The sequence below is a fragment of the Clostridium boliviensis genome, assembly GCF_033342255.1.
GTDB lineage: Bacteria > Bacillota > Clostridia > Lachnospirales > Lachnospiraceae > Lacrimispora > Lacrimispora boliviensis.
The window spans coordinates 13,632-39,865 of sequence record NZ_JAWONS010000030.1; the positions used below are offsets into that span (position 1 = coordinate 13,632).

Sequence of the window (26,234 nt, forward strand, 5' to 3'; positions counted from 1 at the left end):
CCACCTACCCCTTCGCACCTGTGGATGTAACTCCCTCCACAAAGTATTTCTGAGCTGCAAAAAACAGGATCAGAGCAGGAAGCAGGGCAAGAAATGACATGGCAAGGATCTGGTTCCATTCAACAATACCGCTGCTTTGATCAATAGACATCTTAAGTGCCAGTGCAACCGGATACTTGGATAAGGTGGTAACGTAAATAAGTGGTCCAAGAAAGTCGTTAAAGCTCCAGATAAACTGAAAAATGGTGCAGCTGACAATTGCCGGCTTTAAAGCAGGCAGAAGAATGCGGATCAGAATCTCAAAGGAATTACAGCCATCCACAGTTGCCGCCTCATCAAGGTAGGTGGGAATGGAACGAAGAAACTGAATGAGCATAAAAACAAAAAATGGCTCGTTTGCAAACACCGTAGGTGCAATTAGCGGAACATAAGTATCTAACAGTCCCAGATTTTTCCAGAGAATATAAAGCGGGATTCTGGTTACGACTGCCGGAAGAAACATGGTTGCCATCAGTATAGAAAAGAAAAACTTCTTTAATGGAAACTGGAATCTGGCAAAACCATAAGCAACCAGAGTACTGGATACCAGGCAAAACAGGATCTTTGGAATTACGTATTTAAAGGTATTCAGAAAGAAGGTTGTAAATGTGAACTGGGTTCTTGTCTTCCAGCCTTCTATGTATGGTGTAAAATCGATTCTATTGGGAATAAAATTAACAGTTGTAAAAATTTCATTATTAGTTTTAAAAGTTGCGCCTACCAGCCAGAGAATCGGATAAATCATGATCAAAGCCACTGCGGTTAAAATCCCGTAGCGTATCACTGCACTGATTAAGTTCCGGCGGCGTCTGCGTTGTTCTAGCTTACTTAACCGGTTCATATGTCCCCTCCTTAGTTGCCTTCATCGGAATAAAATACCCACCGGTTCTGTGTGGCAAAGAGAACCGCTGTTACGACCATAATAATGATAAATAAAACCCAGCTGGCCGCACTGGCATATCCCATATTAAAATACTTAAAAGCATTGTCATAGATATACATAGAAGTCAGATAAGTTGCATTTAACGGACCTCTTCCAGTGACCAGATAGGGACCGTTGAATTCCTGAAAGGCATTTACCATCTGCATAACCAGGTTAAAGAAAATGGTAGGTGTGATCAGCGGAATGGTTATCCGGAAAAAGGAATAGAACCTGGTGGAACCGTCCACACTTGCCGCCTCATACAGTTCCTGGGGAACATCCTTTAAGGCAGCCAAAAAGATCAGCATGGAGGACCCGAACTGCCAGACCTTTAAAAATACGATAACAGCCATTGCTCCGTTAACGGATGAAAACCAGGGGATCGGAGCAGCTCCGAACAGCCCGATAAAGCGGTTGATAAAACCCTCCTGCTGAAATAAAAAACGCCAAAGTACGGCTACTGCCACGTTTCCTCCCAGCAGGGACGGAATATAATAGGCGGTACGGTAAAAATTAATACCTTTCAGCTTGAAATTTAATATATAGGCAATAAATAAGGCAAAGGCTAACTGAAATGGTACGGTGAAAATTGTATACTTAACGGTAGCTGTCAGGGTTGATAAAAAATCAGCATCCTTAAACAGGGTTACGTAATTTTCAAATCCTACAAAATTGGGCTCCCTTACAAGATTATAATCAGTAAAGCTGATAACAAGGGCATTCACAAAAGGATATAATGTTAAAACTATCATACCTGCCAGCCATGGAAGAATATATAACAATCCGATTTTACTGTGTTTCAAAAAGCTCCCTCCTTCGATTCAGTCACGCAGAAGAATCATATTCCTCTGCGTGACAATTAACCAGCAGTTTTTTCTGCTTTTATTTGTATTGCTGTACCAGCTTGGTATTCTCTTCACTGATGGCATCAAAAATTGCTTTTGCTGCTTCATCTGCTGTACTCTGTCCGAATTCAAATTTCTCGTAATTTTTTTCATATGCATTTGTGAATATGGCATTTTCAAAAATCGGAGAATTATTTATTACTTTCGCATTCTCAGTAAAGCCATAAGCGTCTTTTACAACTCCGGTAATCTGTCCGTCTGCTTCTAAAGATGCTTTTGCTGCCTTTGATGCAACCATTCCTCTGGTGGATCCCATTAATTTGGTTCCCTCTGGATCATTTAAGATGTACTGTAAAAATTCTGCTGCTGCCTTTGGATTTTTGGAATCTTTAGAAATCGCGAAGGTCAGAGAAGGCTTTGCCATAGTTCCCTGGAATTTTGCGCCATCAATTACGGGAAGGGGAGCAATTGCAAGTTCATCGCCTTTATCGGATAAGGTTTTTGCATTGGAAGCAATTCCACCGGTCCATTCCAGGACACCTGCATAACCACCGTTAATAAATTTAGCATTCTGAGCAATACTTACAGGCTCATTGCCTACATTCTCAATATAATCCTTTCTGGAGCAGAATACATGGGCATCTGCCAGATCCTTATACCATACCAGCGCTTCTTTATAATCTTCCTGTGTATAGTTCATACTTAAATCATCGGCAAACTCTCCCTTACCGGTTTTTTGCTGCAGATAGTAAATCGCTGCAAAGCGGAAGGTTGGGCTGACGATTAAATAAGAGTTGGGATCTGCTTTTGTAAAGGCCTCTGCTGCTTTCTTATACTCGTCAAAGGTTTTAGGAAGTTCCTTAATTCCAGCTCTTTCAAATGCCGACTTATTCAGATAAACTCCCAGCGTATTCTGTCCGTATGGGATTACCTGCATCTTTCCTTTTCTCTCGCCGAATTTTAAGAACTCAGGATCATACTGGCTGAAATCAAAGATATCCTTTACCTGATCCAAATCATAAAAGCCATTGCCATCCGGGCTGTACTGAAGAAGCCATGGATAGTTAACTGTCATGACATCAGCTGCTGTGCCTCCTGCGTAACGGGTAGCAAACGTCTCTTCCAGATTACCAAAGCCGGAAGGCTCTCCTGTTACTTTAATCTTCCCTTCATGAGCTGAGTTAAAAGCATCAATTGCTTTCTGTGTTGCCTGGTGGCGGTCATCATTTCCCCACCAGGAAAAAGTTAATTCTGCAACACCACCGGCATCTTTCCCTGCCGTATCCCCTTTGACCGGATCTGCGGTCTTGCTGCTGCATCCTGCCGCAAGCAAACTGACTGCAAGCGCTGCTGCACACACCATACCTGTTTTTTTCCTTAAACCCATTTCTAAACTCCTCCTTCACTTGTTTAAATTATTTAATCGTAGATCGTTCTTCCTGCTTCATCCGGAATACCTGATTTACGATAAAAATACGTATTCACCTGATCCCGCCATTCGATGGCGTGCTTCAGCTGCAGATTAAGGCGCTCCTTTACATTCTGGTAGCTGTCCTCATCCAGATCTTCCTTAATGCTCTCCCACAAAGTCTGGTATTCTTTCACCTTTTCCACTCCACTGAAATGAGTGTCATAAATATGCTGAATCACCGATTTGCCGGAATGCAGCTTATGGGTATATGGTACGTGGTGGAAGAACAGTAAAAGCTCATCCGGACAGGAAGCAATGTCTTCGTACTCTTCAAATCTGGCGGGTGAATACTGCTTTGTATAACCCGTTCCGGTAGCAGCGGTCCGGTCTCTTCCAAGCCCGTCTCTGTCCGCATAGTGATACGTACCCCAGCAGTCGTATTCATATCCATCAATATCACACCCGTAATGCAGTCCAGGCTTGCACATAAATCCCACAGCAAGGGGGCAGGTGTAATCCTCATAGGTATCTCTGGAGGACAGGAGAATCGACAATGCTTTTTTCTTTGCATTTTTCGTCAGTTCAAAGCTTAAATCCAGCCATTCTTCTGCAATTTCCCCAGACGTCAAATTATTATCCCAGGCCAGACGTCCATATCCATACCAGTTGGCCTGTGCCATCTTGTTTCCTGTCCAGTTCCGATCCATTCCCACATTACCCACGGCACTGAGTCCCGAAAGCTTATGAATTGGGGAATAATCCCTGATTGCCTTTTTTACCTGACCAGACACTCCATGTCCGGTGTCAAAATCCATAGTTTCCTTCCACATGGGAACCAGGTAACAGATATCTATCTGATGTCCGGTGTATTCCTGGGTGATCTGAAACTCAAGAATCTGATTTGTTTTCTTTAAAGATCCAAGCAGCGGAGAAACAGGTTCCCGGATCTGAAAATCAACTGGTCCGTTTTTGATCTGTAATATTACATTTTCGTCAAATCCGCCATCTAAATCCTTAAACAGATCATAGGCAGCCCTGGCACGGTCAAGACTCCGGTCTCTCCAGTCCTGGGTACAGTCATAGACAAAGCATCTCCAGACAATGATTCCTCCATATGGCAGGACCGCTTTGGCCAGCATATTCGCCCCATCTCCATGACTTCTTCCATATGTAAATGGCCCGGGCTCATGCTCAGAATCGGCTTTTACAACAAAACCTCCGAAATCCGGAATAATTTTGTATATCTCTTCCACATTCTGTTTCCACCAGGAATCCACTTCCGGACACAAGGGATCTGCAGTGGAAAGCTTCCCGACTGAAATTGGCGCTGCAAAATCAATGGCAAGGAAAATCTTAATGCCATATGCAGTGAAAATATCCCCTATTTTTTTAATTTCCTTCAGGGAATCTGCAGTTATGAAAAACCGTTCATACTTGTGGACATTGACGTTATTAATGGAAACCGCATTAATGCCCACAGACGCAAGCAGTCTTGCATATTGTCGGATCAGATCCATATCGCCCCGAAACTCATTATGATCGAAAAATATGGAACTTCCGGCGTATCCCCGTTCAATTGTTCCGTCAAAGTTATCCCAATGGTTGATCATTCGATAATTCTGATCCGGTATACTAATATAAGGGAAGTTTCCCTTCTTGCACATTAACAGACGATGCAGACCGAATATTCCGTAGAGGAGACCTTTTTGCGTGCTGCCTTTGATCTCATATCCCGATTCTTTTTTGTCTATGGAATAACCTTCTTCTCCAAGGCTGCCTTCTTCTGTAAGAATTAATACAACAGAGGCATTCTCCTTTTGCGATCGTGAGATTCCATGAAATAAAAGGGGCATCTCATATTCAATGGTCCGGGCCACCGTAGAATCTTTCTTATCTTCCATAAACCAGGTCACTATTTCATTACTATTTACCGGCTTGAGCAACCAGCATAAATCTCTTTTTTCAAACATTCCTATTCCTTCCCGTACTCAGTCCGACAATTATAATTTGATCTTACTCTGTAAAACAATACAAACAAAGCTTCGTCTGACAGAAGTATCATAGCAAATTGCACAAAGTAATAGAATGGATTGATTTAAGATTTTTGTAATTATTAAAGATTATTTTTTCTGCTTATGATCTTGAATTGTTCATTTTCTTGCCATATAATAGAAATATGCACTTTAAATCCCAATTTCCCGCGAATTTCTTCTTGTATTAATTTAATAACACCAAAAAGGAGCGATCCAAATGACCGAAGAACTGGATTTTAACAATCTTATCCCTGAACTTCACTACTACATTCACAGGAAACCTACTCCCGGATGGAAGATTGAACCCTGTATTACAGCCTTTATTGATATCACCTATGTCATGCATGGTAAAGCTGAATATACCATTAATGACCAGACCTATATTGTAAATAAAGGAGATTTAATCTGCATTCCTCAGAATAGCTACCGGGAAGCAGTCACTATTCCAGATGATCTGATTGAGTGCTACGCTACCAATTTTCTACTCCGCAACAAAACCGGTCAGAATGTATCGCTGCCACTGCCTGTTATTAGCCATATCGGCACTAACCCTCAGCTCATTGCACTTTATAATGATATGCACAGTGAATGGCTGCAGCATAATTTTGGTTATATGCTGAAAGTAAGGGGGTTTCTGTGTTTAATCCTGCATCTGATTTTAGACCAGCTCTTAAACAAAACGAATAACGCGCAGGACGACCCCCGCATTAAAAACAGCATCCGCTATATGAGTGCCCATTACTGGGAGAATTTAACAACGGAAAAAATGGCCAGAAGATTCCATCTCCATCCAGCTTATTATGGCAATCTCTTTCAGAAATCCACTGGTATGACATTTAAACAGTACCTTATTTCAATCCGGTTAAATTACGCGGAAAACCTCTTAAAAAGCGGGGAATACAGCGTGGGAGAAGTGGCGCTGCAATGCGGTTTTTCTGATATATTTTATTTCAGTAAGCTGTTTAAGGCGAAGAAAGGCATTCCGCCTTCTGCATGCTTTCATGAAGTGAAAAAGTTATAAAAAATCAGCCGGAACTGCGACAGTTAAATCCGCAGCCCGGCTGATCTTTTCTTCTTTTATTTAAAATAATTCACACCTGACTCAAATACCTTCATATCCTGTTCCCCATAAATATTCATGGCAACGCCGTCTCCCCGCCGCTCGGAATGTGCCATCTTGCCGAGGATTCTTCCGTCAGGACTTGTAATACCTTCAATTGCCATATAAGAACCGTTTGGATTCCATTCCTCAACCATGGTGGGGCAGCCGGCAGCATCTACATACTGTGTTGCCACCTGTCCGTTTTGCATCAGTTTTTTCAGCCATTCCTCATTAGCAACAAACCGTCCCTCACCATGAGAAGCAGGATTGCAGTAAATGCCGCCCAGTTCTGTTCCGGTAAGCCATGGTGATTTATTGGAAACCACTTTCGTATATACCATTTTGGATATATGGCGTCCAATGGTATTCATGGCAAGAGTGGGGGAATCCTCCCTCTGTTTTGTTACTGCACCTTCCGGTACCAGCCCCAGCTTAATCAGTGCCTGGAAACCATTGCAGATGCCTAACATCAGACCGTCTCTTTCCTCCATAAGCTTTGTTATCTCTTCCTTTATGACAGCATTTCTGAATACTGCTGCAAAGAACTTGGCAGAGCCATCCGGCTCATCACCAGCTGAGAATCCTCCCGGAAACATGACAATCTGGGATTTGCTTATCTCTGTCTTATAGCACTCAATGGATTCCCGGATATCCCCCGCAGTTAAATTCTTAAATACACGGGTAACCACGTTTGCGCCAGCCTTTTCAAAGGCTCTGGTGCTGTCGTATTCACAGTTGGTTCCAGGAAATACCGGAATGAATACAGTTGGTTTTGCAACCTTGTTCTTGCATACATAGAGCTTTGATGTCACATATATCTTCTCAGCTGCCGCTTCCCCTCTTGCACCTGCATTGGTGGGAAATACATCCTCCAGAGTCTTTGTCCATGCGTGAATTGCCTCTTCTACGGAGATTTTCACATTCGCATATTCAAACAATCCATTGTCTGTCACTGCACCGATTACGGTATGCGGAATTAAAAGCTCTGCTTCCTTGCCATCAGGAATCTCACATACAAGATTTCCCCAACCTGCCTCAAAGAGCTGTTCCGGCTTCACTGTCTCATCAAGCTTAACTCCCAGCTTATTTCCAAATGCCATCTTGCTCACTGCTTCGCAGATACCATTTGCTTCTACTGCATACGCGGAAATCACACGATGCGCCTTGATATCCTCAAATAATTTTCCATAGATGTCCATTACCTGTTCATAAACCGGAAGATCATATTCATCCTTCTTAATTGTAACCAGAACAATCCGGCTTCCCGGCTGTTTAAACTCCGGAGTGATGATATGCCTATAGCTGGCAGTATCCACTGCGAAGGAAACAAGGGTAGGCGGAACATCCACATCCTGGAATGTTCCTGACATACTGTCCTTTCCTCCAATGGAAGGCAGACCAAAGCCCATCTGGGCATGGTAAGCTCCTAAAAGTGCTGCAAAAGGCTGGCTCCAGCGTGCTGGGTCCTCCGACATGCGGCGGAAATATTCCTGGAACGTGAAACGGATCTTTCTGTAATCACCGCCTGCTGCGACGATCTTTGCCACCGATGACAGAACTGCATAGATAGCGCCATGGTATGGGCTCCAACTGGATAAATAAGGATCAAAGCCGTAGCTCATCATGGTAACCGTATCCGTCGTACCTTGCTCTAAAGGAAGTTTAGCGACCATGGACTGGGTTTCTGTCAGCTGATATCTTCCTCCATAGGGCATAAAGACACTACCTGCACCGATGGAACCGTCAAACATCTCCACCAGCCCCTTCTGGGAACATACATTTAAACCGGATAGCATATTCAGCCAGGTGTTCTTTACATCTGTGACTTCCTTCTTCTTAAAGGCACTGCCCTCCTTTGACGGAACCTCCACAATAACGGAGGCCTCCTGATGAGCTCCGTTGGTATCCAGGAATTCACGGCTGATATCAACAATGGTCTTTCCTCTCCAGCTCATAACAAGTCTTGGTTCTTTCGTTACTACTGCCACTGCAACCGCCTCTAAGTTTTCCTCTGCTGCATAGGAAAGGAACTGGTCCACCTCCTTCGGGTCAATGACCACTGCCATACGCTCCTGGGACTCGGAAATCGCGATTTCTGTACCGTCAAGTCCCGCATATTTTTTCGGAACCTTGTCCAGGTCAATTTTAAGTCCTGACGCCAGCTCTCCGATTGCTACGGAAACGCCGCCTGCGCCGAAGTCATTGCACTTTTTAATGATACGGCTGACTTCTGCCCTGCGGAATAATCTCTGTATTTTTCGTTCAGTAGGAGCGTTTCCTTTCTGAACCTCTGCGCCGCAGGTTTCTATGGAATCTTCTGTGTGGACCTTGGAAGATCCGGTAGCGCCTCCGCAGCCGTCACGTCCGGTTCTCCCCCCCAGCAAAATAATAATATCTCCAGGATCGGAAGTTTCCCGGATCACATTTTTCCTGGGTGCTGCGCCCATAACTGCTCCGATTTCCATTCTCTTGGCTACGTAGCTGGGGTGGTATATCTCCTTTACATAACCGGTTGCAAGACCGATCTGATTTCCGTAAGAGCTATATCCCCTGGCCGCTCCAGTCACGATCTTTCTCTGAGGCAGCTTTCCCTTTAATGTCTCCTTTAAAGGTCTGGTGGGATCAGCAGCACCGGTCACACGCATGGCCTGATAAACGTAGGTACGACCGGAAAGGGGGTCTCTGATTGCACCGCCAAGACAGGTTGCTGCACCTCCGAAAGGTTCTATTTCAGTCGGGTGGTTGTGGGTTTCATTTTTGAAATTTACAAGCCACTCCTCTTCTTTTCCGTCAATGGTAACCGGAACCACTATGCTGCAGGCATTGATCTCATCCGATACTTCCAGATCCTCAAGCTTTCCTTCCAGGCGCAGCTTCTTCATGGCCATAAGAGCCAGATCCATAAGACAGACAAACTTACCGCTTTTTCCTTTTAATACTTCTTCACGGTCAGTAAGATATCGGCGGTATGTCTCTTCCATGGGCTTTTTATAATCCCCGTCTGTAAATGCCACTTCCTTTAACTCTGTCTGAAAAGTGGTATGACGGCAATGATCCGACCAGTAAGTATCCAGCACACGAATCTCTGTCATGGTTGGATCTCTGTGTTCCACTGCCCTGTAATAATTCTGAATGTGGAGGAAATCCTGAAATGTCATGGCAAGATTCAAGGAGTCATATAAATCCTTTAGCTGTTCCTCTTTTAGCTTCTGAAACCCGTCAAAAACAATCACATCCTCCGGTATATCAAATACGGTTACAAGCGTCTGGGGTTTTGTCTCCTCTGCCTGCCTGGAATCCACCGGATTAATACAAAAGGACTTCACCTCCTCTTCCTGAGCATCAGTAAGCGCACCTGATATGACATAAGTAACTGCAGACTTAATCACCGGTTCTTCATCTTCCTTGAGAATCTTCACACACTGCTGGGCAGAATCTGCTCTCTGATCAAACTGTCCCGGAAGATATTCCACGGTAAAGATGGTGTCTCCCTCTTTTACCGGAACTTCTTCCTCATAAACCAGATCAACGGGAGGTTCAGAAAAAACGGTAGTAAGTGCCAGCTGGTAGGTCTCCTCTGATAAATTTTCCACATCATACCGGATCAGTACCCGCACATCAGTCACTGTGCAGATACCCAGATAATTGGAGATCTCCTCTTTCAGTTCTCCTGCTTTTACGGCATAGGCTGCTTTTTTCTCAACGTACACTCTTCTTACACTCATAATTTCCTCCTTGTAAAGAATCCTTATGATCCATCAGGTCAGACTTCCCTGTTATTATCGTACAAATATCATACCATAAAACATACCAATTAGAGAAATTAATATATCTTATGTCATTAATCACTTTTATTAATAAAACGGTGCCGAACTTAAATCCGTTCCGGCACCGTTTCCTTATTCATTCCTATGATCCTGGCAATACAGATGTCTTGGAAGACCATCTGCCATGATGGGGGTAAGTTCCGCCTGAATCAGAGGGCGGATATAGCTGATAAACGCATCTGTTACATAATCCCCCTCTTCATTGATCCACTCTCTCGGAACCTTTTTCTCGATATTTGCAATCTTATGGACATCATAAATATCTGTTACGCAGATATAGGGGTCATCCGATATCCGTTTTAGAATCACCATCTTTCCGGTCTCTCCTTCAAACGCTGCCTTCACAGCTGCTCCGCCTACCTGATAGGCCTCTGTAATATCCACCCTGGAAACCATATGGGAAGCACATCTTTGGAGAGAACTAAATTCAATGGCTCTTGTCTTACAACCAGTATCCCTTGCAATACGTCCTGCAAGGAATCTGGCAGCACCAGTAAGCTGGCGGTGACCGAAGGCATCCACATAATCCACATTATCTGTCAATTCACAGACATACCTGCCGTCCTCTACCCGGATTCCTTCAGAAATAGCAACCACCACTGATTTCTTCCGTTCATGAAGCTTCGCCACCTTTATCATAAAGTCTTCTATATTAAATGGAATCTCCGGAAGGAAGATCATATCCGGTCCTTCACAGTCCTCACACTTTGCAAGTGCTGCCGCACCGGTAAGCCAGCCTGCGTTCCGTCCCATAATCTCAATCATAGTCACACTCTGCTGGTCGTATACAAGACCATCCCGGATTACTTCCTTTGTGATGGAACCGATATATTTTGCAGCACTTCCATATCCAGGAGTATGATCAGTTGCAGCCAGATCATTGTCAATAGTTTTAGGAACTCCCATAAAGCGTATCCTGCTGCCATTTAATATAGAATAATCGGACAGCTTCTTTATGGTATCCATGGAATCATTTCCACCGATATAAAAGAAATATTCAATCTCCATGTCATCAAGAATTTTAAATATCTTCTTATAAATCTCCTGATCCTCCTGGATTTCCGGCAGTTTATACCTGCAGGAGCCAAGATACGAGGAAGGTGTCCTCTTTAACAGTTCAATGTCCAGATCACTTTTTATGTGACCGGATAAGTCCACCACCCGTTTTTCCAGCAGCCCCTGAATTCCATGAAGCATTCCGTATACGATGTTCGCGCCTCTGTCCTTTGCCGTTTTATACACGCCCACAAGGCTTGAGTTAATTACTGCGGTTGGTCCACCCGACTGGCCGACAATTACATTTCCCCTGATTTCCTTCATATTTACAGCTTCCTCCCTGACGCCTTTTTGTAAGTACTTACAATTTTCTGTTAATGTTATCATAATATAGAGAGATCAGAAAATCAACCCTAGATAAATGATTCACAATTTTTCATTGTCTTACAATAGAAACAGCAGCGAAACAACATCTGTCCGAATTACAAAACGACAAATTTCGACAATTCTAATCGTATTTTTTAATACTGCTTGAAAAAAAACAGATTTTACAATATAGTAGTAAAGGATTTTTTTATGAAGGAGCGTTAATTTAATGGAACTCGATCAGCAATTAAAAGATTTAACCCAGAAATACTTATTTGAAAGCACGAAGTATCAGACCGATAAGCAGTCTCCCAATCTGGAAGTCTGCCTGCAGCTTAATGAAAACCACATTGATACTTTTATTCAAAAGGCCGGACAGCTCAATTCCATTGTGGAATCCTGCGCCAATATGGTAAGCATATTTGATAATTCCGCCTCAAAAGAGATTTTGCTTAAAACAACCATTCGCTGCAGCGGACGCGACAGGCTGTTTATCCGAACTACCCCTTCCATGATGAAAATTCTGGTGGAAACATTATTTGATTAAAGATCAGGGAAAGCTTAAATAAGCTTCCCCTTTTTTATATGTGACGTATCATTGCGTTCCAACACAGTAAAAATTTCAGTCAGCGGGCTGTAATGTACGGTAGTAATGCTGGCGTTCTCAACAATGATGCTTTCCTCCTGCATATCCGGTCCAAGCATGACAGATACCAGCCACGCAAGCGTAGCCCCATGGGAAACCACTGCGATATCTTCCCTGCCCCCGGTTTGTTCCACGATTATATGCAATACCTCCATACAGCGTTTTATGATTTGGTTCTGACTTTCTCCGCCCGGAGGTGCTGCCTCCGAAGGATTTAACACCCAGTGTCTGTATTCGATCGGATATTTTTCCTCAATCTCATCCCAGGTCAGCCCTTCCCACTTTCCAAATTCCATTTCGATCAGCTGTGGCATAGGAATGATTTCTGCCTGCTGCCTGTTTCTTAGAGCCTCTGCTGTAGCAAGCGCCCTTTTTAATGTACTGGAAAATATTTTTTTCACAGGTTTGGACTCCATTCCTTCTGCCAGCATCTGTGCCTGCATAAGTCCTGTTTCATTCAAAGGAATATCATGGCTTCCCTGTATCCTTCCCTGAATGTTCCAATCGGTCTGTCCATGGCGTATCAGATATATCTTCATCATTCTTCTCCCGGTATCTTAGACTTCGTAATCGTAATCTTCCTCTTTCAGTTCATCCATATCAGCAAGCGCTTCCAGTTCCGAATTATCTGCGTTGAGACTCACTGCATCCAATGCCATTTTCATGATTCCCTGTATTTCATCCACGCTCATCTTCATCTTTTCCGCCAGTTCCTCTACAGTGGCCTCACGTCCAAGCTCTGCCGCAAGAGTCTGAGAGATCTGGGTCAGAACGTTGACTCTGGCCGTCAGTTCTTCTCCGGTCTGGTCTGCAAACTGTTCCTCTTCCACAGCCAGCTCCAGTGCTTTCTTTATTTTCTGACCCACATAACTGTCGAAACCATTCTCTCCTCCTGCTGCAGCATATTCATCCACTGCCAGGAAAAGCGCCATATTGGCTTCCTGCACCAGATCAGTCAAAAGTACACCCTTTCCCTCAAACTCTTTGGCATACTCAAGTGCAATTCTTAAATTCCCTTCCACAAGCCTTTTTTTCGCTTCCTGATTCCCTCTTTTTATCTCTTCAACCAGCTTATCCTGTTCTTCTCCTGTGCAGGGAGTGATTTCTCCCATTTCTTCCAAATACATCTGGTAAAAATTATCGTGCATCTTTTTCTTCACTCCTTTATTTAATGGCCTGATTCCTGTGCCCGTTACTATACCGCAGTCCAACAAATTTGTCAAATTCCTTTACAAATCAATCAATATTGTGATAAAATATACTTATATTTATAAGGAGGGCTAATGATGGATATTAATTATGAACTGTACAAAGTTTTTTATCATGTTGCCGCTACACTTAGTTTCTCGGAGGCCTCCAAGCAGCTATTTATTTCCCAGTCTGCAGTCAGCCAGTCCATAAAGGTGCTGGAAAAGAAATTAGACCAGACACTCTTTATCCGAAGCACCAAAAAGGTACAGCTCACCCCCGAAGGTGAGATTCTTCTAAAACACATAGAACCAGCAATCAACCTGATTCAAAAAGGAGAGAACCAGCTTCTGGAAGCCAATACCTTAAACGGAGGCCAGCTGCGTATCGGTGCCAGCGATACCATCTGCCGCTACTATCTGGTTCCCTATTTAAACAAATTCCACAAAGCCTACCCCAATGTGCACATCAAGGTTACAAACCAGACCTCCATTGAATGCGCCCATTTACTTGAGAACGGCCAGGTGGATTTCATTATCACCAACTATCCCAACTCCGGTCTTCTAAGTTCCCAGAAAGTTCGGGTAATCAATGAATTTGCAGATGTATTTGTAGCAAACCAGGAATACTTCCCATTAAAGGGGGAGACAGTCGGCCTTCAAAAGCTTCAGACTTACCCCATACTCATGCTGGACCGAAAAAGCACCACAAGTGAATTTCTCCATCATATGTTTCAGAAGGAACAGCTGGACCTGGTTCCTGAGATCGAACTAAGCAGCAACGATCTTTTAATTGATCTGGCACGGATCGGACTTGGGATCGCTTTTGTTCCTGATTTCTGCATTCCGTCTAATGACAAAGATTTATTCCAGGTCAGGCTTACACAAAAGCTGCCGACACGCCAGATGGTGGTTGCTTATAATGAAAATATACCCGTTTCTCAGGCTTCCAGACAATTTATGGACATGCTTTAGTCAAATGCGGTATCCCATTAAGTAATTACCCCATTGCTCCTCTTCAAAAGCAAAATCAGCTTCTTTAAACTGCTCTGCCACGAAGCCCGCTTTCTCATAACATCGTTTTGCAGCCGGATTACAGTCAAATACATTTAATGTGATCCGGTCCATCTGCAGGAATTCTCTCCCGTAACGGGCCGCCAAAGAAACCATTTGTTCCCCCAGCCCCTGCCCTCTGAGACTGGGATCTACGACAATCAATCCAAGGTGCACGCATCTTTTCTCATAATCCACTTTTGACATGCGAAAGCTTCCAACTGGTGTTCCATGATCATTCAGGGCTGTAAAGCCGAAGCAGCATGGATCATTCTCCAGTTCCCGGTAATAACCATCCAGCTGTTCTTGTGTCAGCGGATACGAAAAATTCTCCCTGCACCACATTCCCAGCATACGCCGGTCTGTCAGCCAGCGGGACAAGCAGGTCCCATCCTCTCTTTTATATGGTCGTAATCTCAGTGTGTATTCCATCGCTTTTTTCCTCCTCATGCCGGCTGTCCCAGAAATGACCGGCAACCTCTTTCACATTCTTTAATTTCACTTCATAGAAGCTGTCCCATTCCCTGGGAAACAGCACCTGGTAATCAGGCCGTAAAAAACGTTCATCAAGAAGAGCAATGATACCTTCATCTTTTACTGTGCGGATCACCCTGCCTGCAGCCTGCATTACCTTGTTCATTCCAGGATACTGATATGCATAATCAAAGCCCTTACTTGACCGTTCCTCAAAATAATCCTTTAAAATCTCCTGTTCTGTGCAGACCATTGGAAGTCCGGTCCCCACAATGATAACACCGATCAATCGTTCTTCCTTTAAATCAATCCCTTCGGAAAATACACCTCCCATAACGCAAAGACCTACAAAGGAATCCTCCCGCTCCCTGGAAAATTCCATTAAGAACTCCTCCCTGTCCTGCTCATTCATATGGGACGCCTGTGCGGCACAGGTAATCGTACCGTCCTGGGAAATCCGTTCCGGCAGGATCGCTTCCATTTCCCTTAAATATTGATAAGATGGAAGGAACACAAGGTAATTCCCTTTTCTGGCTGAAACGATATTACTGATGTAGTCCGCAACTTTCCTGTATTCGTTCCGGTTTCTCCTGGTATAGCGGCTGCTCACATCAGTTCCTATCATTAAAAGACGATTTTTCTGATCAAACGGGGAATGGGCATAAACAGCATACTCTTCCTGGTCTCCGCTAAGCAGTTCTTTATAATAGGAAACCGGGAGCAGCGTTGCAGAAAAGAATATGGTGCTGTTTCCTTTATTCAGACATTCCTGTAAATTCTTTGACGGGTTTATACAAAACAGACGCAGCATAAAGCGTCCATCCCCCATAAGTTCTGTATAAATCCGGTAATTATCATCCAGACGGTCATAGATATTTAAAAACTGTCGTAAAGCAAAGAAGAAATCCAGCACCAGATCTCTGTCTCCGAATTCGGGGTTCTTCTCCATAAAAGGCTCCATCTCGCCAAATAAAGTCATAACGCTGGTAACAAAGAAACGGACATCTTCCAGAATGCGAAAGCTCTCACACTGCCGTTTCATTTCCAGTAATTCTTTGTTGCACCGGTCAAGCAAACGGCTTATTTTTTCGTCCATAGGCTTTATTACCTTTTTAATAAGAAGAAAGTCCTCTTTCCATATTGTGGCGCTATACATTTCCCTGGCTCGCGGAACCAGATTATGCGCCTCATCCACCAAAAATAAATAGTCCCCGGTAATACCTTCTGAGAAATACCGTTTTAACCTGACATCCGGATCAAAGACATAGTTATAATCACAAATCACACCATCCACCCAGTTGCTGATATCTAAACACAATTCAAATGGACACACGCGATACTCCCCGGCGTACCGCAGTATCACCTCCCTGGTGATGCCAAATTCCTTGTGAATAATATCATAGATACAATCCCCCACACGGTCAAAATGACCTTTGGCATAAGGACAGGCATCGGGATTGCATTCCGGCTTCTCCAGAAAACACAATTTTTCCTTCGCAGTAATGGTGACAGTGCTGAAGTAAAGCCCCTTTTCTCTAAGAATATCAAATGACTCCTCTGCAACTCCCCTTGTAATGGTTTTTGCAGTCAGATAAAAAAGCTTATCTCCCAATCCCTCTCCAATTGCTTTTACAGCCGGAAAAGCGGTGGATAAGGTCTTACCGATACCGGTGGGTGCCTGTATGAATAAATTCCGCTTTCTTTTTATACTGCGAAATACAGACACAGCCAGTTCCCTCTGCCCCTGGCGGTAGGGATACGGGAATTCTAAGTCCCGGATGGATTCATCTCTCCTGATTCCATGGGAGTATAAGTACCTGGCCCATTTTACATATTCATGAATCAGTCCCTGAAACCAGATTTCCAGTTCCTCAAACGTCTTCTCCGTCTGAAAACGGCGGATTTCTTCCGTCTCTATATTACAGTAGGTCATCTGTATAACCGCACCATTCTTTTGTTTATCAAAACAGTAAAAATAACCATAGCACATAGCCTGGGCCAGATGTACGGAAAACGGCTCCTCCAGATAGGATAAGTCCATATAGATTCCCTTAATTTCATCAATGATCAGCTCGTCCGGCCTGTCAATAATCCCGTCCGCTCTTCCTTCCACCAGAATCTGAAACTGATCTTCCTCCACCACATGCTTTAATGTCACTTCTGCTTTATAATCTGCCCCCATGCGCCGCTGAATCTTTCTGTGTATCCGACCGCCCTCCAGCATAGCATTCTTTTCTGCAGTGAAACTATGGCGGTTATCCAGATCACCGGAACGAAGCACAAATTCTACCAGATTCCTGACGGATATGCTTAAGATCTTTTTCTCTTCCTTTTCCATTCCGGTCCCCCTCCCGCACATCGCGCTTAAACTGAAAAAAAGGAAACTGCAGACCGTACGGCTACAATTTCCTCTTTTCGTTGCTTTATCATTTATGCTGCTGAGTAGTTCTTCGGAGCTAATTGTTTTAAGTATTTTTCAAATTCTTTATCTTCACCATTTAACTGGACAGTAAGAATCTTGGATAAATCCAAACTTAAAACACCTAATATAGACTTTGCGTCAATAATCACCCGATTATAAAAAACGTCTATGTCGAATTCACATCTGGAAGCAACAGCAACAAACTTTTTGGCCTCAGCAACTGTCGGTAACATAATCTTAAACTGTTTCATAAGCAGACTCCCTTTTTTATAAATGCTATGAAGTACTTATAACATGTTTGACATCATTTGTCAAATTCTGTTTCATATACGATTATGTCGCCTTTTTTTGTGCACTATTCGTAATTTCAGCTAAAAAAAGCCGCAAGAATTAAGCATCTTTTTACTAAGACAAATTTAAAATAAGGAATAATCTTCGCATCGCTCTTTTTTAATAATTCATTTTCACGGTTTTTATGTTATATTTTTATCAAAAACGCCATAATGATTGTTTATTCCGCAAACGATTGATATATACATTTTACCACAATCATTTATTTATGAACAGCAGAATAAATTTTTTATTTTATTCAAAAAACTGTTGCAATTTAAAATGTTCTATGCTATACTTTCAAAGTGCTCGGGTGAGCACATTATTTGACCATTTAGGGGAATAGTTCAATGGTAGAGCAACGGTCTCCAAAACCGTAAATGGGGGTTCGAGCCCCTCTTCCCCTGCTAAGTTTATAGGCTGTGCATATAGTCTGGAAATCATTGGTATTTAATGATTTCCAGACTTTTTTTATGTGGCAATAAGATAATTGTTTACATATTTAAAAATTTCTTCTTTTTATTTTTTGAATTTGCAAATTCAATCTACCCTTAAAGCCCTTGATGCAGCAGTATCAGGTGGCAATGGTTCAACATATTGCAGTAATAGTCTCAGCACAACGCCATCAGGCTTAAGAAAACAGGAAATGTTATCAGCTATAGTAAAAGGGTCCACTGTTTGATATTCCGGTGATTGAAGTTTGAGCATTTCCGGAAAACTGGCTTCATCATATGAAGTTAGTGGATTTGAAGGAAAAGCAGCTTTATCAAAAAACACCTTTTCAAAGTCAGCATTGGTTGTATACAAATCTTTAAAGGTAATTTCTTTCATAGACTGTAAATCTACGTTAAGCGTGTTTAGATTATTAACCGGATAGGCACCGTCTTTGATATAGCTTGTTCCCCAGAATACAATGCTTACTATTTTATTGTTTTGCAATGTAACTGCAGACTGATAATCAACAGTCAGGACGGCATCACTCGAAAATATTGATGTATCAATTTTTGCAAAACTCTGTACCTTATCATAAATCAATGTATTTAGCGTATCATTGTTAATGAATTTTGGATATTGTATTTTTATTGAACTATTTTTATTGGGTGCGTCTGTATAAATCGACATCGTGTAACTTTGATCAGCAGCTTGTGGCTTATCAATATTATTCGCAGTCTCCGACTCATCTGTATTATCTTTAGTCTCCAACTCATCTCTATTATCTATAGTCTCCGGCTCATCTGTATTATTTGTAGCCTCCGACTCCTGTTCAATGATTAAGGGTTGCGTTTGCGTTTCAACTTTTACAGCCTTTTTTCCGCAACCTGCAACAAAAAAGCAAATCACCATAATACTAAAAATATTGTTTTCTTATACATTAAAATACCTCCACTCAAATAGATAGATATTGTAACATACTTGGAATAATTAATCAAATATTTTAAAAATAGTAATTTTACAATTACTTCCGACTAAACACATTTACTGCAGCAAAAAGCAGCAATAAGGGGGGAATTATGCGCGGAAAACAGTTTATGGATATTTTCACTAAAGTCAAGGTACAGAAACAGCTGTATCTATTCTTTTTTATTGCCATTTTTATTCCTGTAACAGCGGTTGAAGGCTATCTGATCTATCATACCCGAACACTGCTATTCGACCACTATTCCCAACAGACTTATTCCGATAATCTACGGGTAAAATCCCTGATACTTGATTTAACATGCAGCATCTATAACAAATCCCAGGAACTGGTCTCTGATCAGGATTTAATTACGCTTTTAAGCACCCGATACTCTTCCGCAAATGAGAGCAGATCAGCAATGAGCTCATACAAAGGCATCGAATCAATTCTCTCCGGTGATGCCTCTATCCGTGACATTGCCGTCTATACCTGGAATCCTGCCATTGCAGACAGTCCCCACATCCATCCCATTACGAACAGCATCCAGGCGCAACCCTGGTTTAAGCGTGCAAGCACCTCTGTTACCCCATTCTGGACAGTGGAACTGGAGAAAAGTGAGCGATACAACACCGAAATGCAAAATCTCTGCCTGCATATCCGTATCTTTCTGCCGCAGATACACAGCTACGCCATCTTAAAGCTCACAGCCAGTAATAACCATATCCGTAACCGCATTGAAACCAGCTCCATGCATACCGTCATATGGCTTAATGACAACGGCATACTTTATACCAGTGATAAGCAGGTAATAACCCCCGGACTTGAGCAATACAGTTATAACTCCGAAGGCACCTGCTCTTATGCAGGAAAAATTGATCTGGATAACAAAACGGTTATAGGCTGCATATCCTCACTCTCTGCCATCAACTGCGACGACACCTTTTACATGGCCTCCTTAAGTTACGACGGCTACCCATATTTAAACAGAATTACCGGCATTTATCTGGGGATTCTTGCAATGGTGCTGTTTATCACCAGCATGTTTATCTGCGTTTTTTCCCATTACTTCAGCCTGCGCATTGTTATGCTGCGCGAAAGCATGCACAGAGCCAGCCAGGGAGATTATGAGATTGCCGACAGCTTTCGCGGGGAAGATGAAATCTCCGATGTATTCTCGGATTTAAAATTGATGATCCATGAAATTTTGAAAAAAGAAACCTCAGTCTATCAGGCACAGCTTAAAACCCAGGACTTAATCAATAAGCAGCAGCAGATGGAATTCAAGATGCTTTCCAGCCAGATCAATCCCCATTTTCTATACAATACGCTGGAGACGATACGCATGCGCTCAGTGAAAGCCGGCAATTTAGAGGTGGCTGATGCAATAAAACTCTTAGGCAAATCCATGCGCTATGTTCTGGAAAACACCACCACTGCCGTCACCTCCCTTGCCAGGGAGCTGGATTATATTGAGACTTACCTAAGAATTCAGAAATTGAGATTTCATGACCGCGTTAATTATTCCCTTAAAATATGCCCGGGACTAAATCTTAAGGATTACCAGATCATGCCCCTCATCTTACAGCCCATTGTAGAAAATGCACTTCTTCACGGACTGGAGGATGTAGAACAGAATGGTAAAATAATCATGAGGATCTGTCTGATAAACGAAACAATGCACATTCAGATATTTGATAACGGCTGTGGTATGACAGCAATGGAACTGGAGCTTATAAATCAGCGGATCGGTCAGAACCTCAACGACTCTTTCCAGAGCATCGGCCTTTATAATATCCAGCACAGAATTAAACTTTGCTACGGAACCGGATTCGGTCTTATTATTAAATCAAAAAAATCTATGGGAACCCTGGTGACTGTGGTCATCCCTGCACAAAATATACAGGAGGGAGTTAAATCATGAAGCTATTAATCGCTGATGATGAAATAGATGTAAGAGAAGGGATCCGCTGTCTGTTAGACTGGTCCTCACTGGGCTTTACCATCTGCGGAGAAGGAAAAAATGGTCAGGATACACTGGATCAGATCCGCAGACTGCAGCCAGACGTTGTTCTAATAGACATCCGGATGCCGCATTTAAGCGGACTGGAAGTGGTAAGGCTTGCAAAAGAGGAGGGTTTTGCCGGTATATTTATCATTGTCAGTGGCTTTTCTGACTTCTCTTATGCCCAGGAAGCCATGCACTTCGGCGTTACCTGTTATCTCACAAAACCCATTGACGAAGAAGAACTTGAAAAGGCGGTGCTGGATGCCAGACAGCTTCTCTTAAAAGAACAGGGAAAACAAAAACGGCTTGTACTGTACCGGGACTGGGCAAGAGAATCTATTTTATATGACATTCTTAATAATCAGGTCTCATACCCATTGTCCGACTGCCGTGATCTGCAGTTAGAGGCAGCTGTTTTTCAGGTTGTTCTCTACACCAGCTATAATCAGGAATCCCCTCAATCCATCTGGGATTTTGCCGAAATCCTGCGGCTGGCTAACCGCAACCACAATTCTGTGGACTATATCCGCAATGGAAACCACAATGTCATCATATTAAAGGGTGATTTGGCCTTAAGACGTTTCGAAGAGCTTGCAGATCACTACATCAATCAGCCCCAGAAAGGCTCCCCTCTGGATGCTTTATTCCTAACTTACGGCCGTCCGGTCAGCTCTATAGAACAGATTCATATATCTTACAACGAGGCGAAACGGCTTATGAAACAACGCTTCTTTTGCAGCTTCAACCAGCATGTAATGTGTTATAAAGATATGCCGGTTGAAGCTCAGCCTGAGAGAACGGGTTTTGTCATGGATTATACATATTCACAGCAGCTGTCGGACTGTATTCAGTCAGGAAATCGTCATATGATGCTTGATGTTTTAGAAAAACTGCGCCAGACTCTCTACTGCTCCGGTCTGGAGATTTCAAACATCAGACATTACCTGGAGGATATTATGATCCAGGTGAAATCCAGTATCATATATGCTTATGGCAATCTTGAAACGCTGTTTCCCAATCATGCGGCCATCATTCACACAATTGAAGAGAAATATTATCTCTACGAAATCCTGGAGTTTTTCACTCTGCAGTTTGAAATGTGTATGAATGCCATGGGCTCTCCAACCCGGGACAGTGTATTAAATAATATCCTTCAGTATATCCGCCACAATTATCAGGAGGATTTAAAGCTGGGCTCCCTTGCAGCGCTGTTTGGCTATAACAGCTCCTATCTTGGAAAAGTTTTTACAAAAACTACTGGAAGTAATTTCAATGCCTACTTAGATGAAGTGCGGATTGAAAACTCCAGGCGTCTCCTGATGAATGAGAATTATAAAGTATACGAAATCGCACAATTAGTGGGGTACTCAAATGTGGACTACTTCCATAAAAAGTTCAGAAAATATACGGGAATCAGCCCTGTAGAATACCGGAGAACACACGCCGGAGCAGACATAAAAACGTCCGCTCCGTAGGCTATGCTGCTCTTTTCAGTTTCTTATTTGCTGCGGCTGTTATATACATCCATAGCCGTTTTTCTCGTTGCCGCCCGGTCTTTTGCATTTTTCAAATCCACTTCCAGTACCTGGTCATAACCCAGCCCCCGCACGGTATCCTGCATATGATGCAAATACGAATCAAACTCAGCCTCAGCCGCCGCAAAGACCATTTTCCAGGAATCATCAACGATTACTGCCTTGCATTGTCCCCGCAGAGATGTAATATCAGAGCTTTCCTTAGGTTGAATATAAGAAGTACCAGGCGCTACCGAAAGAGCACCCTTCTTTTCCAATAATTCAATCGTTGTTTTCGCGCCCTGTGCATACTTCTGCCAGTCAGTATCAACCGGTGTGCGATTCATCTCCAGCACAGAGCTCCACATTGTGGTTAAATAAGGCTCATTGGTCAGGGGATCCGTATCCACCACTGCTATCGGCTTATAATTTAAGGCACTCACCCCGTCTTTCCAGCTGCCGCCGCCCCACTCCTCCGGCACCGGCACATCATTGTTAGGAAGTGCTTTCCAGCCATAATCCGTATAGACTGCCTTATTGTCTTTCATCTCCCAGGTCAGGCCTTTGGGACCGGCACCACCATTGGCCTGCCCTACCAGTTCCATTCCTTCCGGAGAATACATCCAGTTGATAAAATCCGCAAGACGTTCCGGATCTTTTGCCTGACTGCCAATGGCAATTACGGCTCTCCCATTCCCCATGGAATAACAGCCATCTGTATAGGGTGCCATATCTTCAATGAACGCAGGCATAATGCCTTTTCCTTCCTCTTTGCGTTCCCGTGTATTGTAGTAACTCTGTCCCTGCCAGGACCATAAGGACGTGAGCACCTGCCCATCACGGTATTTATCCGATAAAATATCATAGTTCTGGGTCGTAGATTCGGGATCGATCAACCCTTCCTGATTGGCATCAAAGAGGAAATGGAGAGCTTTCACATAATAGCTGTCGGAATCAATGATATTCTGGAAATCGCTGCCATCGAATTTTTCCATAACAAAACCAATTTCCTGATAACCATATAAAGAAGCAAAATTTTTGGCAATCATCATCATATTATCATCCCAGTCCTTAAACAGAGACAGACCATAGGTTTTTTTACCGGAATCACTCCTTGGGATCTGCTCCTGCAGTTGTTTCATCACAGGTATCATGTCCTCCAGTGTTTTCATTTCAGGATAACCAATTGCCTTGTAGCCGTCCCAGCGAAGATAAGGTGCTACCAAAGGTTCGATTCCTTCTGCAGATACCTTGGGGGACTGGTTTGAAATTTCACTGGGAATGGCATAAATGCCCTCCTTCTCCAATCCCTTATTCATATTTAAAATGGCGTCCTCGTAATCTTTATATACATTTTTATCCTTTAAAAGAGGAGCCATATCCATTAAAAGACCAGCTTTGACCATATTTTCAAAACGACCGTTCTCAGTTTTTGTAATAATTAAATCTCCTAAATTGCCGGCAGCGGAACGGGTCTGGAACAGCGTATCTCCGCCTCCTGCAACATTGGGTGCTATGATATTTAACTCCATATTGAATTTATCTTTCACAATCTTTGCAAACCATCCGCTCTGGATACCCTGATAATTGGCAAGAGTATCAAATACATCCACTGTGATGAACTTATCATAGCTGCTGTTGCCTGTGATATTTCCTGCAGAAACCTCTTTTTTGCACCCGGATAAAATGACGGCGACTGAAATTACCGTACATAAGATCACACATATCTGTTTCATTTTCATTTCCTCTCCTCCTAACCTTTTACGGAACCGATCATGATTCCTTTTACAAAAAATCTCTGGAATATGGGATAGATAAATAAAATCGGAAGCACTACAATCACCGATACCGTCATTCGTATGGAAGAAGGCGTCTGCTTGCTGGCAAGAGCCGCCCCGCTGATTGCACCTGTTCCACTGCTTCTCACCATCGCCGCCAGGGAACTGGCCTGATTAATATAGGTATACAATAAATACTGCAGGGAATACAGTTTCTGGTCAGTCACATAAATTAACGTATCCTGAAAGGAGTTCCATTGGGAAACTGCCGCAAATATGGCAACAGTCGCCATAATCGGCTGCGCTGCCGGCAGAATAATCTTTGCAAAAACAGTAAAAATTCCTGCTCCGTCAATTTCTGCTGCTTCCTGCAGCGATTTTGGAATCGATTCAATATACGTTTTCACCAGAATGATATAAAAAGGCTGTACGACGGTGGGGATTACATACACCCAGAAGGAATTAGTCAGATGCAGCGTCTTCATGGTAATGAACATGGGAATCAGTCCTGCGTTAAAATACATGGTAATCACAAAGAACCGGTACCAGAATTTCCTGTGCCACATCTTCTCCTGTGTAAACATAAATCCTAAATAAGCTGAGGCAAATACTGTACATGCAGTTCCTAAAACTGTCCTGGCAACGGAAACAGCAGCCGCTGCGGAAAGTCCCCGCAGCCCCAGCACTTGTCTGTAGTTTTCCAGATGTAATCCCTTAGGCAGAAAATTGATAAATCCGTTGGCACTTAGATCATTGGCACTGACAGTATTAATAATCATGTAATAAAACGGGTATGCACATATCAGAGTGATGATACCAAACATCAGATAATTGACAATATAAAAGACCCTATCACGCAGTTTTTCTTTTTTTTGTTTTGCAATCACTGCTCTCCCCCCCTAGATTATGGTTTCGCCCCTGGTTTTTTTCGAGACATAATTAACAATCAGCAGCAAGGTGACACTTACCAGACTTTTAAGCATACTGACAGCCGTTGCCAGTGATAAGCTGCTTCCTGTCATACCAATGTTGTATACATAAAGATCCAGCACCTGGATATGAGTCTTATTAAAAGAATTCTGAAATACATAATACTGATCCATACCGTTATTCAAAAAATTAGCTATGGACAGCATTAACAGTACAAAGAACGTTGGAAGCAGACAGGGAATTGTGATGCTCTTCATCAGCTGGAACCGATTGGCTCCATCTACACGTGCCGCGTCATAAAGCTCAGGATCAATCCCTGCTATGGCAGCCAGATACATGATAGCTCCCCAGCCAAGCCCTTTCCAGAGGCTCCACAGCGTCATCCACAGATACGTATGTGTATCACTGTCAAGAAATTTGACCGGCGCCTGGATCAACCCGTGACTGAGAAAAAAAGTATTGACCATTCCGCTGTCAGTAAACAGGCAGAATGCCACCGAGTATACCAGCACCCAGCTGATAAAGTTCGGCAGGGTAGTCAGTGTCTGCACCAGATTTTTAAACCACCTGCATGGAATTTCATTTAGAAAAACAGCAAACCCTATGGGAAGGAATGAAGTGGCAATACTAAGGAGGCTCATGGCAAAGGTATTTTTCATAACCTGTACCATCTGCCCAACCTGCGTCTTGTTGGCAAACAGCATTGTGAACCATTTCCAACCGACAAACTCACACTGAGACAGCTTTAACGGCGGTTTATAATCAAAAAAACCATAAATCCAGCCGTAAAGCGGATAATAGGAAAACAGAAAAGATAGAATAATAAATGGCACGATACAATAGAATAATCTGCGGCTCTGGACCGTACTTCTTGGAGTTTTTCCTGCCGGCGCTGATCTCATAGTCCACATTCCCCCCCTGAGTTTTTACTTTAATAATACTATTATAGCAAAGG

20 protein-coding genes and 1 tRNA gene are annotated in these 26,234 nt (G+C 43.0%); 6 read left to right on the plus strand and 15 right to left on the minus strand.

The window, feature by feature from the left end:
- Positions 1–4 precede the first annotated feature (4 nt).
- From RZO55_RS01535 to RZO55_RS01550, 4 genes are all read right to left on the minus strand, one after another.
- Positions 5–880 carry a carbohydrate ABC transporter permease gene (locus tag RZO55_RS01535; protein WP_318062545.1) on the minus strand — a complete coding sequence of 292 codons (876 nt, stop codon included), beginning with the start codon at positions 878–880 and terminating at the stop codon, positions 5–7.
- 11 nt (positions 881–891) lie between these two features.
- Complete coding sequence (locus RZO55_RS01540; protein WP_336624239.1) at positions 892–1,764, minus strand: carbohydrate ABC transporter permease; 873 nt, start codon at positions 1,762–1,764, stop codon at positions 892–894.
- Positions 1,765–1,843: 79 nt separating this feature from the next.
- Complete coding sequence (locus RZO55_RS01545; RefSeq protein WP_318062546.1) at positions 1,844–3,193, minus strand: ABC transporter substrate-binding protein; 1,350 nt, start codon at positions 3,191–3,193, stop codon at positions 1,844–1,846.
- 32 nt (positions 3,194–3,225) lie between these two features.
- Positions 3,226–5,187 (minus strand): glycoside hydrolase family 20 zincin-like fold domain-containing protein, encoded by a 1,962-nt coding sequence (locus RZO55_RS01550; RefSeq protein WP_318062547.1) that lies wholly within the window; start codon positions 5,185–5,187, stop codon positions 3,226–3,228.
- 280 nt (positions 5,188–5,467) lie between these two features.
- Here RZO55_RS01550 and RZO55_RS01555 point away from each other — a divergent pair, with 280 nt between their 5' ends.
- Entirely contained in the window at positions 5,468–6,271 is an 804-nt protein-coding gene (locus tag RZO55_RS01555) for an AraC family transcriptional regulator (protein WP_318062548.1), read from the plus strand.
- Positions 6,272–6,327: 56 nt separating this feature from the next.
- Here RZO55_RS01555 and RZO55_RS01560 read toward each other — a convergent pair whose 3' ends face one another.
- Positions 6,328–10,077 (minus strand): phosphoribosylformylglycinamidine synthase, encoded by a 3,750-nt coding sequence (locus RZO55_RS01560; protein WP_318062549.1) that lies wholly within the window; start codon positions 10,075–10,077, stop codon positions 6,328–6,330.
- A 174-nt stretch (positions 10,078–10,251) separates the two neighbouring features.
- Complete coding sequence (locus RZO55_RS01565; RefSeq protein ID WP_439100009.1) at positions 10,252–11,490, minus strand: 6-phosphofructokinase; 1,239 nt, start codon at positions 11,488–11,490, stop codon at positions 10,252–10,254.
- 280 nt (positions 11,491–11,770) lie between these two features.
- Here RZO55_RS01565 and RZO55_RS01570 point away from each other — a divergent pair, with 280 nt between their 5' ends.
- The gene (locus tag RZO55_RS01570; protein WP_318062550.1) at positions 11,771–12,088 is read left to right on the plus strand and encodes a hypothetical protein; all 318 of its coding nucleotides are present in this window, start codon (positions 11,771–11,773) and stop codon (positions 12,086–12,088) included.
- A gap of 14 nt (positions 12,089–12,102) precedes the next feature.
- On the opposite strand, the gene RZO55_RS01575 is transcribed toward RZO55_RS01570, so the two are convergent.
- Entirely contained in the window at positions 12,103–12,729 is a 627-nt protein-coding gene (locus RZO55_RS01575) for a histidine phosphatase family protein (RefSeq protein WP_318062551.1), read from the minus strand.
- Positions 12,730–12,744: 15 nt separating this feature from the next.
- Positions 12,745–13,347 (minus strand): sigma-70 domain-containing protein, encoded by a 603-nt coding sequence (locus RZO55_RS01580; RefSeq protein ID WP_318062552.1) that lies wholly within the window; start codon positions 13,345–13,347, stop codon positions 12,745–12,747.
- 126 nt (positions 13,348–13,473) lie between these two features.
- Here RZO55_RS01580 and RZO55_RS01585 point away from each other — a divergent pair, with 126 nt between their 5' ends.
- Positions 13,474–14,349 (plus strand): LysR family transcriptional regulator, encoded by an 876-nt coding sequence (locus RZO55_RS01585; RefSeq protein ID WP_318062648.1) that lies wholly within the window; start codon positions 13,474–13,476, stop codon positions 14,347–14,349.
- Here RZO55_RS01585 and RZO55_RS01590 read toward each other — a convergent pair whose 3' ends face one another.
- The 3 genes from RZO55_RS01590 to RZO55_RS01600 all read right to left on the minus strand — a co-directional run bounded on the left by RZO55_RS01590 (position 14,350) and on the right by RZO55_RS01600 (position 17,556).
- Positions 14,350–14,859, minus strand: coding sequence for a GNAT family N-acetyltransferase (locus RZO55_RS01590; protein ID WP_318062553.1), 510 nt, complete (start codon positions 14,857–14,859; stop codon positions 14,350–14,352).
- Complete coding sequence (locus RZO55_RS01595) at positions 14,828–17,239, minus strand: ATP-dependent DNA helicase (protein ID WP_318062554.1); 2,412 nt, start codon at positions 17,237–17,239, stop codon at positions 14,828–14,830. Before RZO55_RS01595 ends, RZO55_RS01590 begins: the two co-directional genes overlap by 32 nt.
- Positions 17,240–17,331: 92 nt before the next feature.
- Complete coding sequence (locus tag RZO55_RS01600) at positions 17,332–17,556, minus strand: HPr family phosphocarrier protein (RefSeq protein WP_336624240.1); 225 nt, start codon at positions 17,554–17,556, stop codon at positions 17,332–17,334.
- Between the two features lie 433 nt (positions 17,557–17,989).
- Here RZO55_RS01600 and RZO55_RS01605 point away from each other — a divergent pair.
- Positions 17,990–18,060, plus strand: a tRNA-Trp gene (locus RZO55_RS01605).
- Positions 18,061–18,193: 133 nt separating this feature from the next.
- On the opposite strand, the gene RZO55_RS01610 is transcribed toward RZO55_RS01605, so the two are convergent.
- Positions 18,194–18,997 (minus strand): hypothetical protein, encoded by an 804-nt coding sequence (locus tag RZO55_RS01610; protein ID WP_318062556.1) that lies wholly within the window; start codon positions 18,995–18,997, stop codon positions 18,194–18,196.
- A gap of 167 nt (positions 18,998–19,164) precedes the next feature.
- Here RZO55_RS01610 and RZO55_RS01615 point away from each other — a divergent pair, with 167 nt between their 5' ends.
- Complete coding sequence (locus RZO55_RS01615) at positions 19,165–20,973, plus strand: sensor histidine kinase (RefSeq protein WP_318062557.1); 1,809 nt, start codon at positions 19,165–19,167, stop codon at positions 20,971–20,973.
- Positions 20,970–22,532, plus strand: coding sequence for a response regulator (locus tag RZO55_RS01620; protein WP_318062558.1), 1,563 nt, complete (start codon positions 20,970–20,972; stop codon positions 22,530–22,532). The genes RZO55_RS01615 and RZO55_RS01620 overlap by 4 nt, the downstream gene beginning before the upstream one ends.
- Positions 22,533–22,555: 23 nt before the next feature.
- Here RZO55_RS01620 and RZO55_RS01625 read toward each other — a convergent pair whose 3' ends face one another.
- Genes RZO55_RS01625 through RZO55_RS01635 form a run of 3 tightly spaced genes read right to left on the minus strand, consistent with a single transcriptional unit; the run spans position 22,556 to position 26,181 of the window.
- Positions 22,556–24,313 (minus strand): extracellular solute-binding protein, encoded by a 1,758-nt coding sequence (locus tag RZO55_RS01625; protein ID WP_318062559.1) that lies wholly within the window; start codon positions 24,311–24,313, stop codon positions 22,556–22,558.
- A gap of 11 nt (positions 24,314–24,324) precedes the next feature.
- Positions 24,325–25,236: a carbohydrate ABC transporter permease gene (locus RZO55_RS01630; RefSeq protein WP_336624241.1), complete on the minus strand. Its 912-nt coding sequence runs from the start codon at positions 25,234–25,236 to the stop codon at positions 24,325–24,327.
- A 12-nt stretch (positions 25,237–25,248) separates the two neighbouring features.
- Complete coding sequence (locus RZO55_RS01635) at positions 25,249–26,181, minus strand: ABC transporter permease subunit (protein WP_318062560.1); 933 nt, start codon at positions 26,179–26,181, stop codon at positions 25,249–25,251.
- Positions 26,182–26,234 lie beyond the last annotated feature (53 nt).

What these genes read in the sequence shown, in the direction of transcription:
- RZO55_RS01545 (WP_318062546.1), bottom strand. Translation starts at nt 3,193, where the DNA reads ATGGGTTTAAGGAAAAAAACAGGTATGGTGTGTGCAGCAGCGCTTGCA.
- RZO55_RS01590 (WP_318062553.1), bottom strand. Translation starts at nt 14,859, where the DNA reads ATGGAATACACACTGAGATTACGACCATATAAAAGAGAGGATGGGACC.
- RZO55_RS01585 (WP_318062648.1), top strand. Translation starts at nt 13,474, where the DNA reads ATGGATATTAATTATGAACTGTACAAAGTTTTTTATCATGTTGCCGCT.
- RZO55_RS01635 (WP_318062560.1), bottom strand. Translation starts at nt 26,181, where the DNA reads ATGAGATCAGCGCCGGCAGGAAAAACTCCAAGAAGTACGGTCCAGAGC.
- RZO55_RS01535 (WP_318062545.1), bottom strand. Translation starts at nt 880, where the DNA reads ATGAACCGGTTAAGTAAGCTAGAACAACGCAGACGCCGCCGGAACTTA.
- RZO55_RS01615 (WP_318062557.1), top strand. Translation starts at nt 19,165, where the DNA reads ATGCGCGGAAAACAGTTTATGGATATTTTCACTAAAGTCAAGGTACAG.
- RZO55_RS01610 (WP_318062556.1), bottom strand. Translation starts at nt 18,997, where the DNA reads ATGGTGATTTGCTTTTTTGTTGCAGGTTGCGGAAAAAAGGCTGTAAAA.
- RZO55_RS01620 (WP_318062558.1), top strand. Translation starts at nt 20,970, where the DNA reads ATGAAGCTATTAATCGCTGATGATGAAATAGATGTAAGAGAAGGGATC.
- RZO55_RS01625 (WP_318062559.1), bottom strand. Translation starts at nt 24,313, where the DNA reads ATGAAAATGAAACAGATATGTGTGATCTTATGTACGGTAATTTCAGTC.
- RZO55_RS01595 (WP_318062554.1), bottom strand. Translation starts at nt 17,239, where the DNA reads ATGGAAAAGGAAGAGAAAAAGATCTTAAGCATATCCGTCAGGAATCTG.
- RZO55_RS01550 (WP_318062547.1), bottom strand. Translation starts at nt 5,187, where the DNA reads ATGTTTGAAAAAAGAGATTTATGCTGGTTGCTCAAGCCGGTAAATAGT.
- RZO55_RS01570 (WP_318062550.1), top strand. Translation starts at nt 11,771, where the DNA reads ATGGAACTCGATCAGCAATTAAAAGATTTAACCCAGAAATACTTATTT.
- RZO55_RS01555 (WP_318062548.1), top strand. Translation starts at nt 5,468, where the DNA reads ATGACCGAAGAACTGGATTTTAACAATCTTATCCCTGAACTTCACTAC.
- RZO55_RS01560 (WP_318062549.1), bottom strand. Translation starts at nt 10,077, where the DNA reads ATGAGTGTAAGAAGAGTGTACGTTGAGAAAAAAGCAGCCTATGCCGTA.
- RZO55_RS01600 (WP_336624240.1), bottom strand. Translation starts at nt 17,556, where the DNA reads ATGTTACCGACAGTTGCTGAGGCCAAAAAGTTTGTTGCTGTTGCTTCC.
- RZO55_RS01575 (WP_318062551.1), bottom strand. Translation starts at nt 12,729, where the DNA reads ATGATGAAGATATATCTGATACGCCATGGACAGACCGATTGGAACATT.